The organism is Paenalicyclobacillus macrosporangiidus, from assembly GCF_900116805.1.
Taxonomy (GTDB): Bacteria; Bacillota; Bacilli; order Alicyclobacillales; family Alicyclobacillaceae; genus Alicyclobacillus_H; species Alicyclobacillus_H macrosporangiidus.
On the sequence record NZ_FPBV01000002.1, the window covers coordinates 93,727 to 110,391 of the forward strand.

The following is a 16,665-nucleotide window of genomic DNA, read 5'->3' on the forward strand; positions in this document are numbered from 1 at the left end:
CTCACCGCCACGGTACGTCTCGAATCGCTGCAGCGACCAGATTGTGAAGCCGGGGACGCAGGCGTCTGATCCCCCTGCGGTCTCTGCCATAGTGGACGTCATTCGTGAGCAGGACGAACCACAAACGCGACATCGGATCGAAGGCGACGCTGGTCCCCGTGAACCCGGTGTGCCCGACGGCGGTGGTTGGCCACAAATCGCCCATATGATCGAAACCGTCTCCGCGACCAACCCATCCCAGCCCGCGTACCCCGTTCAAGCCCCGGGTCTGACAGCGGACGGCTACAACCCGAACGGATGGCGACAGCACGCCGGCGTTCGGATCCAACCACGCTTGCACGTATCGCACGACATCCGACAGTGTGCTGAACAGGCCGGCGTGGCCCGAGACGCCGCCCATCGCCTCGGCATTCTCGTCGTGGACAATCCCCACTTTGGGACCACGGCCATCCTGAGCTTCCGTGGCGGCAATTCGGTCATGCCACGAAGCGTCCGGAAGATAGGTCGTTTGGCACATTCCGATAGGGGAAAATATCCGTCGCCTCGCATAGGCGTCCAACCGCTCCCCAGTGACCACGCGGACCAATTCTCCCAGCAAGATGAACCCGAGGTCGCTGTACGTCACGCGGCTTCCCGGTTCCGCTTCCAGGGGTTCGTTCAATACGGCCGAAACCACGTCAGACGGGGTTTGGCACATCCGATAGTATGGCCGATGAGCGGGAAGTCCCGACGTGTGGGTGAGTAGATGGAAGACGGTGACGCGCTCCTTCCTCGGGTCCCCTGCGGCGAAGTCCGGAAGAAACTCAACCAGTGGTTGAGACAGGTGAATCACCCCGTCATCCACCAGGCTGAGAACGCTCGGCAACGTCGCCACCACCTTCGTCAACGACGCCAGGTCAAACAGCGTCCCGTGCTCCACGAGCCGGACCACACCCTGGTGATGTTCCGCGTATCCCATGGCGTCCTGAAGCACCATGTCCTGTCCGATCCCGACCGCGAACGCGGCTCCCGGGAGATGTCCTTCCTCCACCTCGCGCCGTACCGTCTGACGGATGACATCCAATTTGTCGGTGTCAAACTTCATGGCCGTTGCCCTCCGGGTGATCTGCCAGATCCACCGGACTCGACTGCGCACCGTCCATCTGCGCACTGTCCATCCGCGGGCTGTCCAGTTGCGCAAGCCCCTCCAAGGCGGTGCGAAGGAAGCCCCTCGACCTCTCCAACAACGCCTCCGCGGAGGCCCGGTCCACCTGCCCGGCGGCCATCAGAATGGCGACCTTGACCTGCCCGTCCGATTTCGCCAACAGCTCCTCCGCCCTCTCATACGATACACCGGTGGCCAGCATGATGATGCGCTTGGAACGTTCCACCAGCTTCTCATTCGTGGCTCGGAGATCGACCATCAGGTTGCGATAGACCTTTCCCAGACGGACCATGGTGGCCGTACTGATCATGTTGAGGACAAGTTTTTGAGCCGTACCGGCCTTGAGCCTCGTCGAACCCATCACGATCTCGTTGCCCGTCGGCACCTCGATGGGCAAGTCCGCGTACTGGCTGACCATCGCGGGCGTGTTGCAACTGATGGATATCGTGAACGCTCCAATCCCGCGCGCATACGAGATGGCCCCCAGCACGTACGGCGTTCGTCCGCTGGCGGTGATCCCAATCAGCACATCCTTCGCGGAGAACCCTCGGCGCCGGAGGTCGTCCTCTGCAAAATCCCAGTGGTCTTCGGCCTCCTCAACCGCTTCAAACATCGCTTTCGATCCGCCCGCAATCACCGCCTGCACCAGATCGGGCGGCGTGTTGAAGGTGGGCGGGCATTCGGCCGCGTCCAACACGCCCAGCCGGCCGCTCGTGCCCGCGCCGGCGTAAAAGAGGCGCCCGCCATCCCGCAGTCGCTGGACGACCACCTCCACCGCCCGGGTGATCTGAGGGATCGCCGATGCCACGAGATCAGGCACCAATTTGTCCGCAGCGTTCATGGCGACGAGAATCTCTCTCACAGACCATGTATCCAGATGATCGTACTCGGCGTTTGGCTGTTCCGTGGTGAGCTGGGTCCAAATCGAATCCAATGCCTTCAGCACGTCCTTTCACTCGCGTCGGAGGGATCGCCGCTATCCAGACCTCACGAATAGAGGAGTACATCCCTCACCTGTTGATGGAAGACCTCCACTTCAGACGCGGCCTCTTCCAAATACCGGTCGGCCTCCCCCGTCAGGATCCATCGCCGGAGTCGGTCGGTGCCCGCCAACAGGTCGAACGCGAGCCGACCGTCTTTGTGCCGTGCCTGGAACGCGAACGATTCCGGGTACATCTCCGCGATCAATTGCAAGAGCAAGATCCCCGTGCGCACCGGCTGCAACGATTGCCTGTCCACCACGTGGAGTTGCACACCCTGACACAGTTCACCGTTGTATTTTTGATAGGTGGGGACAAAGTAGACCGGGCGGGCCACCACACCAGGAAGGCGGAGCGCGTTGAAACGCGCGGCGACCCGATGTCCGTCGATGAACGGAGCCCCGATGAATTCGAACGGATGCGCCGTGCCGCGCCCCTCGCTGAGATTGGTCCCTTCAAACAAACACGTCCCCGGATACAGCAGGGCCATGTCCAGACGGGTCGTGTTCATGGAAACCGGAATAAACGGCAACCCTGTGTCCGGGAGCAAGTCGCGTCGCCGCCATCCTTCCATCCGGACGACGGTCAAGGGACACGATGGCGTGAGCGTCGAGTGGTAGAGAACGGCGAGCTCTCCCATGGTGAGGCCGTGCCGGTTCGGCAACGGAAAACAACCGACGAACGACAGATAGCCGGGCTCCTGCAAGTTCCCCTCCCGGACCATGCCGCCGATGGGATTTGGGCGATCCAGCACCACACACGGGATGCCCACCTCCGCACAAGCCTCCAAGCAGTACACCATCGTGCTGATGTTTGTGTAGTAGCGCGACCCGATGTCCGGGAGATCGATGACCAGCACATCGATGCCCTCCAACATGTCGGCCGTCGGCTTGTACTGGGGCCCGTACAGGCTGTACGCGACCAAGCCCGTATGCTCGTCGATCTGTGTGAAGATCTCCTCGCCCTCTCTGCCGCAGTTGAGCAGGCCGTGCTCAGGGCCGAACAACTTCACGACCGTCCATGCCGGATCGTTGACGAGAATGTCCACGGTGCACCGGAAGTTTCGGTCCACCATGGCGTAGTGCGTGACGAGCCCCACCCGTTTTCCGGACAATATATGCCTTTCCTCGGTCACCAAGCGTTCAATGCCAAGCCTCACCATGCGATGGCGCACCTCTCTCATGACACGGTGTGTCACGTCAGATCAAATGCAGGACGAGTGCCGTCTTGTCGTCCGGCCGGATGCCCAGGTCGCGTTCCTGAGACACCACGTGCGCAATGTAAGACGCCATTCCGTGCTGTCGGATGAATCGTGCCGTCGAGTTCCAGTCCGCCCTCGGACCGCGACGTGCCGGGTAAAACAGGCCATCCGAGACGATGCCGAGTTGTTCCAGTCCAACGGGATCGATCACGCCGACCTGCACCCCCTCCTTCACCTCGGGCGTGCCGTTGGCGACCGTGTAGCCATGCGGCGTGTTGGCCAGGGTGCGGTTGTACAGGGCGGCCCGCACAGGATCGACGTAGGCCTCCAGGTCCATCGCCTCTCCTGCCTTGACGCGTTCCAACCTGTGACGACGCGCCCGCTCCGATATCCCTTCCACCGTGTCCTTCGTGTAGACTTGGTGCGATCCGTCGTCTCTCAAGCCGAGGATCATACAGTCCCCCAACTGCGCGAACGCCAACTGTCCCGGTTGGACGCACACCACCGCTGCACACGTGCACCACAGCTTCGTCTTGTCCGCGACATCCACCTGAGCGGCGACCATCGCTTGGCGCAGCGCATCGTTCGCGGTCAGGATTTCACACCTGAGGTCTGCCGGTTGCGTCAGTTCCTCGAAGTGTTTGCGAAAGAGATGGGCAGCCAAATATCCACCGGTTCTGCCCTGTGCGTCATGCCAGTCCGTGACGGAAGTCGCGCCATCAAACACCCCGTAGATGCGCGCCACCGGGTTCACGGCAAAGGCATCCTCGTTGAGCGGCTTGGCCCCCTGGAGGCTGTATACCTCCACGCGGCGGACCTGTACCATCGGGTTCATCTCCAACCACGTTCTATGTCCTGGAAGTTGGGGAGTGGCGCCCTCCTCCACTCCCCGTGCTGCAAGCGCTCATTTCTTGAAATACCAGGACACCAGATCCTGCAGCTTCTTGGCCGTCTGTTCAGGGGTGAGTTCCTTCGTGAGCATCTGAACGATGACTTGTTGCTTTGCACTGTAGATGCCCATGTCCGTATTCGCTGCATTGGTGGTCTGGTTGATGGGCGTCGGCGGTGGAATGTCCAGCGGACTGCGGATCCCGATGGGCGGATTGATGGGAACCGTCTGGTACCACTGATAGGCCTGAAGGGACAGCGGGAACTTGGAGGGGATTTCCACCCCGGCAATCGGCGAGATCTCGCCCGCGATGTTGGAGAACGCCTGCCCGAATTCCTTTGTGGCGGTGTACTTGATAATCTCCTGGGCCGCTTTTTGCACCTTCGGATCCGATATTTTGCTGTTCACCGAAATCGCGCCGTCGTCGTACCACTCAATCTGGGCATGCTGTTTCGACGGATCCACCGGCGGGATGAGGAAGGCCCCGATATTCAGGTTGGGATTGAACTTCAACATTTTCGGCACGTTGAAAATCCCGTCGAGGACCATCGCCGCCTTGCCGAGCGCAAACATCTGATCCGCTTCATCACCGGAAGAACCGACGGCTTTGAAGTTCGGCTCGAAGTAATCGGCGAGCTGCTGGAAGTGGGCCAGGGCATCGATGTACTCTGGCGATTCCAGCGTCACCTGTTTCTGAACGAGTTTTTGTGCAAAGTCGTTGCCGAGCAGGGTGGCCGTCACTTCATCAGACGCCAGCGCCAACGTCCACGGCTGAATGCCCATCGCAGCGATTGGCGTCACACCGTTCGACTTGAGCGTCTGACAGATCTTGATGAAATCGTCCCACGTCTTGGGCTCCGACAGGTGGTATTTCGCAAAGATGTCCTTGTTATAGAACACCTCCATGGTCTGAATGGCGAACGGGACGCCATATGTCTTCCCCTGATACTGCGCTTCCGACAGAGCCCCTTTGTTCACCTGTGAAAAGTCCACGAGACCATCCAATGGCATCAACATGTTGGCCGCGGCATACTGTTGAACGCCCAGGCCAGCGCGCATATACATGAGGTCAGGCCCCTTGCCGCCGTCCATGGCCGTTTGCAGAACCGAGTTGTAACTGGTCGGCTGTATCGCGCGGAAATCGATCTTCACGTTTGCCCCGTTCTTATTCAGCGCATCTTGGACTTGCTGCCACAGCGGGGCATCCTGGGAACGCCACGACCAGATGGTGACCGTCGTCTGCGAGCCCGAATTCGAATTCGAACCGTTGTCCGTGGCATTGGAGTTGCCACCACACCCAGCGAGCACAAAAACACTCATACAGACGCTCGCGATGGAAGCCATCCACTTCTTCAGCTTCGACATTCGACTCCCCTCCTGTTCTGACGACTGCATGCGGAATCACGGATGACCATCCGGTTACAAGCCCCTCACCTCCCGTAGCCGCAACACGGAGAGCGGTGGCCCCGCGGTTTGAAAGCCATGTCCGCCCTCCACCCCGGTGTTCCGTCCTCCACCACGGTCGGCGGCCTCAAATTTTTATCGCACCGGCAGTCATGTTTCGAATGAACTGTCGGGAAGCGATGACAAAGACGATGATCGTCGGCAACATGACAATCACCAGTGCGGGGAGCAGGAGATTCCACTGTGTCGCGTATTCCCCGATGAAAGACAGGACCCCGACGGCCACGGTCATGTGTTCAGGGTTGGACAGAAGGATCAGCGGGAAGAAGAAGCCGTTCCACGAGTGAATGAAGTTGAGCAGTCCCACCGTGGTGAGCGATGGGCGAATCAAGGGCAGGATCACGCGGATGTATACCTGCCAGTGATTGGCGCCATCCAGAAAGGCGGCCTCTTCCAAATCCCTCGGAACGCTGCGAATGAAATTGACCAGCAGAAACACGCTGAAGGACAGTCCGCTCGCTGAATAGACCAAGACCACGGAAAGCAGGTGATCCAACAGATTCAAATGCTTCATCAAGATGAACAGCGGGATCGCAATCATCTGAATCGGCAACGCAAGCCCAGCCAGGAACGTGAGATAAATGAGTTGGTTGCCGCGAAACTCAAAACGGGCAAGGACGTACGCCGCCGCCGATGAAAACAGGAGGATGATGAACACGGACAACACGGATACAATCGCCGTATTGACCAGGTACGTGAGCAGGTTCCCGTCCGTCCAGGCCTGCGCGTAATTGGACCAGTGCCATGTGGCGGGCGGACCGAACGGATGCTGCGCGATGCCCGCCAAATCTTTGAATGAGAGGAAGACCAGGTTGAGCAGTGGAAGAATGACGATGAGTGCGTAGATGACGAGTATGACGTACTGAATCCATGGCCGCTTTGCCTGCATCCATATCCCTTCTTCTTACAGGTTGACCGCTGCACGCTTTTGCAGAAACACGAGGATCGCGGAAGCGATCATCACGATGAGGAAACCCAGCACCGCCAGCGCTGTCGCCAAACCCACCCCTTGCGCGGTGGTCCCAAACCCCCCGAAGGCGGTCCGGTAGAACAGGGTACCGAGCACATCCGTGGCGTAGTCCGGTCCCGCTTGTGTGCCTTCCATGATGTAGATGTAGTCAAACGTCCCGAATGCGCCGACGAAATTCAGTGTCATCACGGAGAGAAATGTCGGCCGAATGACGGGGAACACCACGGAGAAGAAGGTGCGCCACCGCCCGGCGCCATCGACCTTGGCGGCGTCAAACAACTCTTCCGGCACGCTGATGAATGCTGCCAAGAAGATTAGGATGGGGAATCCCATGCCCGCCCACGCGCTGATCACCGCGATGGTCGGCAACGCCAAGGCGTGACTGCCCAAGTACGGGACATCCAAAGCGTTTAGGTGCAAGGCCCTGAGGATGGTGGGAATCGCTCCGAAGTTCGGTTCCAGGTACATGCTCCACAAATAGGCGATCACGATGGGCGGCACGACCATTGGAATAAAATAGATCACCTGAAACCAACGCGATGGGCGTTCATGAATGGACATCAGTACGTAAGCGAGCCCCAGACCCGCGATGGTCGTGAGAACCATGGACAGCACGAAGAAATAGAGATTGTGGACCACCGCGTTCCAAAACTGGGGTGAGAAGTCGCGAGAAAACAGGATATACGAAAAGTTCTTCAGACCAATGAAATTGGTTAAGGGGCCTACCCCGTTCCAGTTGTACAAGCTGTATCGCAGACTGGATAAAAAGGGGTAGACGATGAATGTGACATACAGGATAACCGCCGGGCCGAGGAACCCAATCATGACCAGCCGGTTACGCCGCTTCACCCGCCACCACTCCCGTCCACAACAACTCGAGCCTGAAAACGGTTACTGCGTGCGCCGAAATACGACTCGATGAAACCATCCCTCAGTTAAGACGATTGTATCATGATCGACATGTATTTTCGATATAGATCCGAGTTAATATGAAAAAAATTTTTACCCGTGTTGCGCTATTCCATGGTATGACGAGAACTTGTACGTCTCACGGGTCTGGAAGCCGGCGGTTGGCGAAATTCTTCGTTTCATATACTATGTTTAAAACGCGAAAAAAATTATCGAATCCCTCGTTCTGGAAAGGGTGCGGTACATGACATACATGCCTGGCGGCGGGCTGGTGCGCCTGCGCGAAGTCATCGCCGAACTGTCAGATTCGGAAGCGAGAATCGGGAATTACATCCTCCAACATCCCGCAGAGTTCGTGCATTTGACCGTAAAGGAGTTGGCGGAACGCAGTGGCGGCAGTCCGGCAGCCGTCGTTCGGTTATGGCGATCGCTCGGATTCGACAGCTACCAAGACTTCAAACTCCGGGTGGCGAGTGACCTTCAATCCGACATCAACGGGCAATATACGGAACTTCAGTTTGGAAGCTCATTCGGGGACATTCTCCGGTCCGTGGAGGAAAGCAACCAGAAGTCGATTCAAAATACGCTCCGGTTGTTAAAGAAAGCGGACGTCCAAGAAGCGGTGTCGGTGCTCCGGAACGCAAAGAGGACATTGACGTTTGGCGTGGGTGCCTCCGCCATCGTCGCGGAAGATTTTGCGCAGAAGCTGCTCCGCATCGGCTTTCCTGTGTACCATGCGAGCGATTTTCACCAGGGGGCGGTCATCGCAACCCAACTCGAACCCGAGGACGTGCTCGTGGCGGTTTCCTACTCTGGAACGACCTCCGAGGTCTATGAGGTCGCGGACATCGCAAAGAGGAACAACGCCCACGTGATTGCCATCACGCGGTTCAGTGACTCCCCCCTCAGCCGTCTTGCGACCATTCGGCTGTATGTGAGTGCCGTGGAACCGCAGGTTCGGGTGGCTGCGACTGCGTCGCGCGTGGCCGCGCTCGTCATTGTCGACGCGTTGTTCATCTACCTCGCCAGCCAAGACAAAACAGTTTACGAAACCCTGGATGCGACCCGGCGAGTGGTCCAAAGCCACAAACTCGGGGAGTAGCGCCAGGCGGACATCTCCCCGCGGTAGGTTGTGGGTTGCCCGCGGCTCTGGACGACATCATGTAGGAAGGAGCACCCAGCCTCTATTCCTACAAACCTTCTAGACTAACCAAACTCAGTATTCTCTCGGCGGAGGTTACTATATCGGTATTCTTCTCTCCCTTTTGACGGTCATGTGATGAACAGGCTCCCGCATATCATGCGACCTGTCATACAGAACTTGCTCGGCCATCAATTTGTCAAGGCACCATTCTTGAACCGACATCAGCCCCCGTCTTGAAACCATATTTTACGATGTCCTCATTCGACCTCCACCTCACCCGGGACGGTTGAAGGAACTACATTTGCCCATTTCATGTGCCGGTCGTTCTCCAAGGAGTTCTTTCCCATTTCTCTCATCACGGCTACTTGATTGGTGGCATCAGTATGTGCTGAGCAAACTGTTCAGCATTCGGCGCACCAGTCTGACGGATGCGTTCTGCTGCTTCCTCAAAGTCATACATCGTCTGGCGCAGGCGCACATCAGGTCCAAGCAGTGCCCAACACGCTCCTCGGGCACCAATCTGCAACCCGACACTCCCCGGATTCACAATACGTTTGCCACAAACCGTACGGTCAAACTGAACATGGGTGTGCCCGCAAACAACCAAATCCTCCACAACACCCTCGAGCATCGGAACAAGCTCCAATTCCGGTGTGTCTTGACGAATGGCCCCGTCGTCTCTCCTTGGTGAACCATGAACGAACAGCGTTGGCCCCAATCCGTAAATTTCAATAGATATGCTATCAGAAAAATTTTTTATAAACTCACGCTGTGTGTCGTCAATCTCATCAGCGCACCACCGGTTGATTTTTGCATCCCATGGATCAAGCCCTTCCACGACACCGTATCTCTCGGCCACATAACGATCTGTATTGCCCCGAATAAATCAAACATCCCCCGATAAATTCATAAGACAAGTGAGCACACCAACCGGATCGGGTCCCCATGCCACGTCACCGCCAACAACAATACAGTCAACATGTTCTCGTTCAATTTCGCTAAGTACCGCTTCGAGCGCTGGTAAGTTTCCATGGATGTCATAGATGGCCGCCACTTTCCACATGGGTTGCACCTACCTATTCACTTCAAAATATCTGCGATAACTTTTCACACAGGAGATCCTGAGTCGCAACTCAGTTCATGGGGCGATTCTCCCATGAATTTAGAGTCCCTACAGTCCCTACGACCGAACGCTCTCAATCGTTCTGTATCGCTGTGATCACTCCGCCAGATATCACCTCGTGCGGCAACCAACGGGTAGCGCTCCTATTTCGTAATATAACCCAGAATTATTTAACGATATAGACGGTCGCCGGCACCTTGTGGCGACTTAGAGTGCAAATGCGCCGTACTCGCAAGGTATATGGAGCAGGCTCCACGTTTTCCTAGACCGTCTGGAGATTTCGTCCGCTTTCCGGCAAGTCGTTGATACCGAGCACCATGACCGAGAAATTCGCACAATCGAATGGTCGACTTGAGGGACAACTGCTAAATCGCTTTCTTGAATGATGGAGATGCCTTCAACCATCATCTCCGCCACTTCACCTCCGCATCGTCCAACTCGAATTAATGGAGACGTCTGATCCAGTTCCTGTTATGCATGGTACAGAAGCCGTGTGCAAAAACGCCTTTCGCCAGTAAGGCGGCATCCGATCTTCGTTGCCGCGTGCTTTACTTTCGTACTAAACTGAGTTCAAGGCAAAGGAAACCACCATGAAGGAGAGCGTCTGGTGACACTGACCTTTCGGTTGGCCACCCCGTCAGAGGCCGAACTCATCCACGCGATCACTCAGGACGCCTGGGAAGAATATCGACACGTGGCGGGTTCATCCAGCGCTTTTGACGAAACGCCCGAACAGATTGAAAAGGCATTGACGAATGGAACATTCATGGCCGTTCTCGGCCTTCTTGACGGGGAGACACCGGTCCTTTCCGTGCGTTTTACACTCACGGATCATCTCTACTTCTCACGCCTCGGCGTCCGTTCCGCACATCAAGGCCGGGGCTACGCCCGGATGGCGCTCGCGTGGATGGAGGATTTCGCACAGAAACGTGGGGTTCGTGAGATCCATTGCACCGTTCGAGCGTCGGTTCCGCGAAATGTTTACTTATATGAATCCATGGGTTATCGGAAAATCGACGAGCAGACCGTGGTCAAGAGTCCGGATGTACAGTTGATTGTCTGGACGATGGCGAAGTCCATATGAGGCCGTTTTGAACCAAAGCAAACGGGTTCGATGAGCTGTATGAGTTCGGGATTGCATGAACGTCACGTGGGTGACCCGACGATGATAGTCAGGTGCCCAGATATGCGCCGTCGGCGTATCCTCCTGCCTGCCAGCAACCCACCAGAGGCTTGTCGTTGAATTCGATTCGGTTCACCTCCAACAACTACAGTGGAAGACGGTCGCCTATGGGTTAATTGGCTTCGCGATCGCGTTTGCGCTCATCAACGTCCTCCTCTTTGGCCTGTTGGTGAGAAAATCCATCGTTGTTGCCGTGATTGAGCACTGCAAGAACCACACACAGACGTGGCATGTCGACGATGTGTCCAGGGTCCGGACCGCGGTCGTGTTGGCCATCAAGAACCTGTTGGTCATCCCCATCAGTGTCATCCACCTGTTCCACATCCTGAACCTGATCGGATCATCGTGACAGGACCGGTCCCTCTACATCTTCCACATACAGGATGCTCGTTTCCGTCCATCGTTCCCCCGGGCTCAACATCAGCAGCCCCGATGCATCGGGAGGAACCGGTGCGTTCGGCGCATTGACCAGGTTCGTTTGCGGTTCAGGGCAAAAAAACCGCCCTTCCGCGTTGTTGTTCCAGATCATCCAGTGGCGATACCGGAGACCTGCATCGTATACCAGGCGCAGGTTGAATCGCTTATCCGTCACGGTCACGTAGTTCCTTCCGTTTTGCGGGGACGCTGTGTAGTGGTTGTCCATCGGTTCAAAGAATGGATAGATTCCCTCCCCCGAAATACGAGCTTCACCTCCATTCAACGTCTGACAGGCTCCCGTAGGAAGCATCCGGTGGTTCAGCTCCCAACGTCGTCCGATGGTTGCCGTAAACACGTAATCCCGTTCCGTGCTCAACGGAGAAAACGGTATCCGAATTGCGGTGTGGAAACCCAGCATGAAGGGCATGGGCCAGTGTCCGAGGTTCACCACGTCGGCCGTTTGCCGAAGCCCCGTACAGGTCACGCGATACTCCAGCGTAAATTGAAACGGATGCGGAAAGATCTGATAGGCTGGATGTGTTTCGTCGACATGCACGGCCAATCGCACAAATGCTTCTCCCTCGAGCCGTCCGCTGTCTTCCACCGTCCAGGGGGTATTGTGCAGGAAACCGTGCAGGTGATTTTGACGCGACTCCTCGTTGATTGGAAAATGATAGGTCATGTTTCCTATGGTGAACGTCCCGTCTTCTATGCGGTTTGGGGGAAACAGCACAGGAATTCCCCACGTGGTTGGTGTTGTCAGAAAAACAGGCATCTCGTCCGGAGTGGGTTCCCTGAGAAAGGAAAGCCCCCGGTCGATGTCCCGGAAAGAGATCAAATTGGCTCCTATGTCCGGGAGCACGACGGCCTGATAGGATCCTGCTGTCAGACGAATGGCACGCAGGCCAAGATATCCGCACTCTTCCACATTGGCCATCATCCTCGCTCCTCGATGACTGTGCTCAGGAAGACCATGATGATGAAAGCGAAGACTCCATTCAACCGGCCTGCCAACCGGTCTCCCAACCGCCTCCCGACCGGACCTCCCGGTCCGGTGGAATGGGCCTCAATCCAATCGCGTGATCGTAACCGGTGTGGAGAAGACTTTCTCACGCTCCACATCGGCAATGCTGCCATGAATGCGAAATGCTCCGGTGAGTCGAATGTCCTCCGACGAACTGCCCACCAACACCTGAATGGTGCCCGGCTCTACCACAAAGCGTAAGTCCCGGTCGTAGAAGGCCAACTGATGCGCCGATAGACGGAACGTCACCCGCGCCCGCTCGCCGGGGGCCAGAGAAACCCGCGCGAATCCCTTCAGCTCCTTGACCGGTCTGGTCACGCTGGCCTCCCCGTCGCGGATGTACAGTTGCACGACCTCGTCGCCGGGATAGCGCCCGGCGTTTTCAATCACACAGGAAATCTGTACTGTCCCGTGGACTTCGATCTCCTCCGGCGCAATGGCGAGATCGGTATAAACGAATTTCGTATAGGACAGACCGTGGCCAAAGGGATACAGCGGAGTGGTCAGCTCGTCGACGTAGTTGCCCTTCCAATGTGACCGGCCTCCGGACGGCTTGTGACGGTAGTAGACGGGCAACTGTCCGACCGAACGTGGCATGCTGATGGGCAGTTTGCCGCCAGGCACCGCGTCCCCAAAGAGGACGTCGGCGACGGCATCGGCCCCTTCTTCTCCGGGCAGCCACGCCATGAGCACGCCGGGAACGTGCTGTGCAATCCAAGGTAAGGCCAGCGGCCGTCCGCTGACGACCACGACGACGGTCGGAGTGCCGGTTTCCACGACAGCGCGCACCAACGCTTCCTGGTGCCCGAGCAATCCCAGGGTTGCCCGATCCCTCGCTTCACCCGTCGTGCATTCGTCCGTAACGCCGGCCCGATCTCCCACCACCACGACGGCCACATCCGCCCGGCGGGCAGCGTCCGTCGCAGCTTCGAAGTCGGCACGCTGACCCAGAATGTCACACCCCTCGGCATAGACAATCCGGTCCGCTCCAAGCCGCTCTCGCATCGCTGACAGGATGGATCGCATGGGCACAAACTGCTCCACCGCCTCGACGTCCTCAGGAAGCGGCGTGTCAAAGACATTGGCTTGCCGGCGCATTTCGACAAGGGACTCGATGTGGCACGGATACGCGTAGTCGCCGACGAGATTGCGTGTGCTGTCCGCGTTGGGTCCGATGACGGCCACCCGGAGGTCCTTCCGAAGGGGAAGCAGGTCATCTTCATTTTTCAGAAGCACCAACGACTTCCGAGCTGCCTCGCGGGCCAGCGCACGCTGTTCGGCATTGTCAAAGACCATCTCGATCTGCTCGACGTCCACATATGGATGTTCAAATAATCCGAGCCGGAACTTGGCGAGCAGAATGCGCGTGACCAGCGCATCGATTTCTTCCATGCGAATGCGTCCCGCACGCACGGCTTCCAGAAGCGGGCCTCCATACACGTCTCGGCTCGGCAACTCCACGTCCACACCGGCCTGTACGGCAAACACCGCCGCATCCACCTTGCTTTGAGCCACGCGATGATATTCGAAGAGCTGATTGACCGCGAAGTAATCGGAGACCACAATGCCGTCAAATCCCCAGCGTTCCCGGAGCGTTCTTTGCAGCAACTCACTGGACCAATGACACGGGACGCCGTCCAACTCGTGATACCCGGGCATGATGGCAGCGAGCCGGGCTTCCTTGATGGCTGCTTCGAAGGGATACATGTAGACCTCGCGCAATTCACGCTCGGGGAGATGTGCCGGTGCCCAGTTCATTCCACCTTCTGACGCACCGTAACCCACGAAATGCTTGCCCGTCGCCAGGACACCCCTGGCCCCATCCTCCCCTTGCAGACCCTTGATATAGGCGATCCCGAGCTCTGCCACGAGCTGAGGGTCCTCCCCGAATGTCTCTTCGACACGCCCCCAGCGGGGGTCACGCGTGACATCCAGCAGCGGTGCCAGCGCCTGGTGCCCGCCGGCAGCACGAATTTGCGTTCGAATCACCTCAGCGATACGCTGAATCAGGTGTCTGTCCCACGTGCTCGCCAATCCAATCGCTTGCGGAAAACAGGTCGCCCCCCGCGCCATGAAGCCACTGCACGATTCCTCATGGACGATGGCCGGGATACCGAGGCGAGTCCGGGTAATGAGATACCTCTGCAACGCGTTGGCGAACTGCGCGACTCCCCTGGGTGGCAAGTTGGTAGCCCCAGCGATACGCGTGACCTGGCCAATGCCGTCAGACAACACGTGAGCAGCGCGTTGCTCGTCAAATCCGCCGTTCGCGAGCACCTCGTAAGCCCAAATGGAGGAGAGTTGTGCCACCTTCTCCTCCAAGCTCATCCGTGGAAGCAAATCCGCAACCCGCTCATGCTCCGGCCGATAGGCATCCCGGTACGTTTCCGTCATGTCGGACCCTCCTGCCTGTCTTTCTCACTGTCCCGAACACGATTCACTTGCTGAATCCAGCCAGCATGCCTTGCAGCAGATATCTCCGGCCAAACACGTAGGCGAGAATCAGTGGCAGCGCAGAAAGCGTGACAGCTGCCATGATGACAGGTACGTTGATGGTGTATTGACCCCGGAAATTCACCAGCGCCAGCGGCAACACGCGTACCGAATCTTGTTGCGTCAAAACGAGCGGGAAAAGGAAATTATTCCACGACTGCACAAAGTTGTAGATCCCAACCGACAAAAGGGCCGGCTTCGACAACGGCAGCACGAGCCGCAGCAGAACCGCCCGGTCCCCCGCCCCTTCGATGGCCATGGCCTCGTACAGGTCTTTGGGAATGTCCCGCACAAAGTTCACCAAGATGAGGACGGTGAGGGGCAGTCCGAACGCGACTCCAGGCAAGATCAGTCCGGCCAAGGTATCGTACAGGTGGAACTTCGACACCAGAATATAGACGGGAATGATGGCCGCCTGAATGGGGAGAGCCAGTCCCACCAACAGAACGTTGAACAGTCCCTGGACCCACAGCCGCCGCGTACGCACGACGGCATACGCAAAGGGAAGCGCACACACGAGAATCAGGAGAACGGTGATCACGGAGACGATCACGCTGTTCAAGAAGTAGCGCGCAAACCCGGCGTTCCACACCGTCGCGTAATTGGACAGTGTCGGGGTCTGCGTTGGCAGCCAGGGATTGCCCATCAAGAAGCCCTGTTGCGAGCGAAGGCTCGTCAAGAGGATGTACAGGATGGGGTAAAACGCGATGAACAACCACACGACCCCGGCGATGATGCCGATCCATCGCCAAACGGACTGAGCCGCTGTTGCACGTGTCATGCCCGGCATCCGCTCACACCCCCTCCAACTGGCTGTCCATGCGGTTGTAGCCGGTCAACCGCAACATCACCAGGGACAGCCCCACACCGACCACGGCCAAGATGACGGCCAACACGCTGCCGTAACCGACGTTTTGGTTCACAAATGCTTGCTTGTACATGTCCATGGCGAGAACGTTCGTGGCATCACCGGGTCCGCCGCCGGTCAAGACGTAGATGAGATCGAAATACGTCAACGACCCCGTCAGGATGAGCACCGTCGATGTAATCACCGTGTATTTCAGTTGAGGCAAGGTAATGGAGAAGAACATCCGCCACGGACCCGCCCCGTCGATTTTCGCAGCCTCGTAAAGCGTCTCCGGAATCTGCCGGGAACCCGACTGATAGAGCAAGGAATGAAACGGAATGAACTGCCAGGACACGACGCAGGCGACCGTGAAAAGCGCCCAGCGTGGATTGCCGAGGATGTTGGCGGAGTCCGCCGGGAAGCCCAGTGCCTTGAGCAAACTCAGGACCAGGCCAAAATTCGGGTTCAAGATGTACGACCACGTGATACCGATGGCGGCAGCAGAAAACAGCAGCGGCGTGAAGTACAAGATCCCGAACACATTCTTGTAGCGTTGCCTGCCGGCGAGGAAGACACCAATCCAGAGACTCAACGGCGTCTGAATGACCCACGACAGCACCGTGATCGCCAGCGTCAACCACATCGCGTGCAGTGCCTGCGGATCATGAAAGACCATGGCCCAATTCGCACCGCCGGTCCACTGCGGCTGCCCGATGCCATTCCAACGCAAGAAACTGTAATAGACAGCCATTGCCATCGGGATGACGACGAAAGCCGCAAAAAACACGAGCGTGGGTAACATCATCACCGTTCGCGGCCAAGGTGTGCGCCTCTCCATCGATTCGTCACTCCCTGCGCGCCGCCCGCCCCCGAACAG

At 57.7% G+C, this 16,665-nt stretch carries 15 protein-coding genes and 1 pseudogene; 2 read left to right on the forward strand and 14 right to left on the reverse strand.

Features of this window, described 5'->3' with window-relative positions; genetic code table 11:
* Nucleotide 1 precedes the first annotated feature (1 nt).
* From BM357_RS02815 to BM357_RS02845, 7 genes and pseudogenes are all read right to left on the reverse strand, one after another.
* Entirely contained in the window at nucleotides 2-1,084 is a 1,083-nt protein-coding gene (locus BM357_RS02815) for a serine hydrolase domain-containing protein (protein ID WP_074949443.1), read from the reverse strand.
* Nucleotides 1,085-1,187: 103 nt separating this feature from the next.
* Nucleotides 1,188-2,069, reverse strand: a pseudogene (gene murQ, locus BM357_RS02820) (N-acetylmuramic acid 6-phosphate etherase); the annotation flags it as partial.
* A gap of 62 nt (nucleotides 2,070-2,131) precedes the next feature.
* Entirely contained in the window at nucleotides 2,132-3,286 is a 1,155-nt protein-coding gene (locus BM357_RS02825; RefSeq protein WP_074949447.1) for an exo-beta-N-acetylmuramidase NamZ family protein, read from the reverse strand.
* A 37-nt stretch (nucleotides 3,287-3,323) separates the two neighbouring features.
* Entirely contained in the window at nucleotides 3,324-4,151 is an 828-nt protein-coding gene (locus tag BM357_RS02830; RefSeq protein WP_074949449.1) for a protein phosphatase 2C domain-containing protein, read from the reverse strand.
* A 78-nt stretch (nucleotides 4,152-4,229) separates the two neighbouring features.
* Nucleotides 4,230-5,579, reverse strand: coding sequence for an ABC transporter substrate-binding protein (locus BM357_RS02835; RefSeq protein WP_217647657.1), 1,350 nt, complete (start codon nucleotides 5,577-5,579; stop codon nucleotides 4,230-4,232).
* A 166-nt stretch (nucleotides 5,580-5,745) separates the two neighbouring features.
* Nucleotides 5,746-6,567 (reverse strand): carbohydrate ABC transporter permease, encoded by an 822-nt coding sequence (locus BM357_RS02840; protein WP_074949451.1) that lies wholly within the window; start codon nucleotides 6,565-6,567, stop codon nucleotides 5,746-5,748.
* Between the two features lie 15 nt (nucleotides 6,568-6,582).
* Complete coding sequence (locus BM357_RS02845; RefSeq protein WP_083430114.1) at nucleotides 6,583-7,497, reverse strand: carbohydrate ABC transporter permease; 915 nt, start codon at nucleotides 7,495-7,497, stop codon at nucleotides 6,583-6,585.
* Between the two features lie 304 nt (nucleotides 7,498-7,801).
* Here BM357_RS02845 and BM357_RS02850 point away from each other — a divergent pair, with 304 nt between their 5' ends.
* Nucleotides 7,802-8,659, forward strand: a complete 858-nt coding sequence (locus BM357_RS02850; protein ID WP_074949453.1) for a MurR/RpiR family transcriptional regulator — start codon at nucleotides 7,802-7,804, stop codon at nucleotides 8,657-8,659.
* A 403-nt stretch (nucleotides 8,660-9,062) separates the two neighbouring features.
* Here BM357_RS02850 and BM357_RS02855 read toward each other — a convergent pair whose 3' ends face one another.
* Both BM357_RS02855 and BM357_RS20560 read right to left on the reverse strand, forming a co-directional pair.
* Nucleotides 9,063-9,584 (reverse strand): metallophosphoesterase family protein, encoded by a 522-nt coding sequence (locus BM357_RS02855; protein WP_281245556.1) that lies wholly within the window; start codon nucleotides 9,582-9,584, stop codon nucleotides 9,063-9,065.
* Between the two features lie 3 nt (nucleotides 9,585-9,587).
* Complete coding sequence (locus BM357_RS20560) at nucleotides 9,588-9,764, reverse strand: metallophosphoesterase family protein (RefSeq protein ID WP_342741590.1); 177 nt, start codon at nucleotides 9,762-9,764, stop codon at nucleotides 9,588-9,590.
* Between the two features lie 667 nt (nucleotides 9,765-10,431).
* Between BM357_RS20560 and BM357_RS02860 the strand changes: the two genes are divergently transcribed.
* Nucleotides 10,432-10,908: a GNAT family N-acetyltransferase gene (locus BM357_RS02860; RefSeq protein ID WP_175511423.1), complete on the forward strand. Its 477-nt coding sequence runs from the start codon at nucleotides 10,432-10,434 to the stop codon at nucleotides 10,906-10,908.
* 211 nt (nucleotides 10,909-11,119) lie between these two features.
* Here BM357_RS02860 and BM357_RS19185 read toward each other — a convergent pair whose 3' ends face one another.
* The 5 genes from BM357_RS19185 to BM357_RS02880 all read right to left on the reverse strand — a co-directional run bounded on the left by BM357_RS19185 (nucleotide 11,120) and on the right by BM357_RS02880 (nucleotide 16,626).
* On the reverse strand, nucleotides 11,120-11,320 hold the full coding sequence (locus BM357_RS19185) for a hypothetical protein (RefSeq protein ID WP_139234533.1): 201 nt from the start codon (nucleotides 11,318-11,320) through the stop codon (nucleotides 11,120-11,122).
* 27 nt (nucleotides 11,321-11,347) lie between these two features.
* Nucleotides 11,348-12,361 (reverse strand): aldose 1-epimerase, encoded by a 1,014-nt coding sequence (locus tag BM357_RS02865; RefSeq protein ID WP_139234534.1) that lies wholly within the window; start codon nucleotides 12,359-12,361, stop codon nucleotides 11,348-11,350.
* A 129-nt stretch (nucleotides 12,362-12,490) separates the two neighbouring features.
* On the reverse strand, nucleotides 12,491-14,842 hold the full coding sequence (locus tag BM357_RS02870) for a glycoside hydrolase family 3 N-terminal domain-containing protein (protein WP_074949457.1): 2,352 nt from the start codon (nucleotides 14,840-14,842) through the stop codon (nucleotides 12,491-12,493).
* Nucleotides 14,843-14,885: 43 nt separating this feature from the next.
* On the reverse strand, nucleotides 14,886-15,731 hold the full coding sequence (locus BM357_RS02875) for a carbohydrate ABC transporter permease (protein ID WP_083430116.1): 846 nt from the start codon (nucleotides 15,729-15,731) through the stop codon (nucleotides 14,886-14,888).
* A gap of 4 nt (nucleotides 15,732-15,735) precedes the next feature.
* Nucleotides 15,736-16,626 carry a carbohydrate ABC transporter permease gene (locus BM357_RS02880; RefSeq protein ID WP_074949707.1) on the reverse strand — a complete coding sequence of 297 codons (891 nt, stop codon included), beginning with the start codon at nucleotides 16,624-16,626 and terminating at the stop codon, nucleotides 15,736-15,738.
* Nucleotides 16,627-16,665 lie beyond the last annotated feature (39 nt).

Coding starts and splice junctions, on each gene's coding strand:
- BM357_RS02815 (WP_074949443.1), bottom strand. CDS start 1,084: ATGAAGTTTGACACCGACAAATTGGATGTCATCCGTCAGACGGTACGG.
- BM357_RS02825 (WP_074949447.1), bottom strand. CDS start 3,286: ATGGTGAGGCTTGGCATTGAACGCTTGGTGACCGAGGAAAGGCATATA.
- BM357_RS02830 (WP_074949449.1), bottom strand. CDS start 4,151: ATGGTACAGGTCCGCCGCGTGGAGGTATACAGCCTCCAGGGGGCCAAG.
- BM357_RS02835 (WP_217647657.1), bottom strand. CDS start 5,579: ATGTCGAAGCTGAAGAAGTGGATGGCTTCCATCGCGAGCGTCTGTATG.
- BM357_RS02840 (WP_074949451.1), bottom strand. CDS start 6,567: ATGCAGGCAAAGCGGCCATGGATTCAGTACGTCATACTCGTCATCTAC.
- BM357_RS02850 (WP_074949453.1), top strand. CDS start 7,802: ATGACATACATGCCTGGCGGCGGGCTGGTGCGCCTGCGCGAAGTCATC.
- BM357_RS20560 (WP_342741590.1), bottom strand. CDS start 9,764: ATGTGGAAAGTGGCGGCCATCTATGACATCCATGGAAACTTACCAGCG.
- BM357_RS02865 (WP_139234534.1), bottom strand. CDS start 12,361: ATGGCCAATGTGGAAGAGTGCGGATATCTTGGCCTGCGTGCCATTCGT.
- BM357_RS02870 (WP_074949457.1), bottom strand. CDS start 14,842: ATGACGGAAACGTACCGGGATGCCTATCGGCCGGAGCATGAGCGGGTT.
- BM357_RS02875 (WP_083430116.1), bottom strand. CDS start 15,731: ATGCCGGGCATGACACGTGCAACAGCGGCTCAGTCCGTTTGGCGATGG.
- BM357_RS02880 (WP_074949707.1), bottom strand. CDS start 16,626: ATGGAGAGGCGCACACCTTGGCCGCGAACGGTGATGATGTTACCCACG.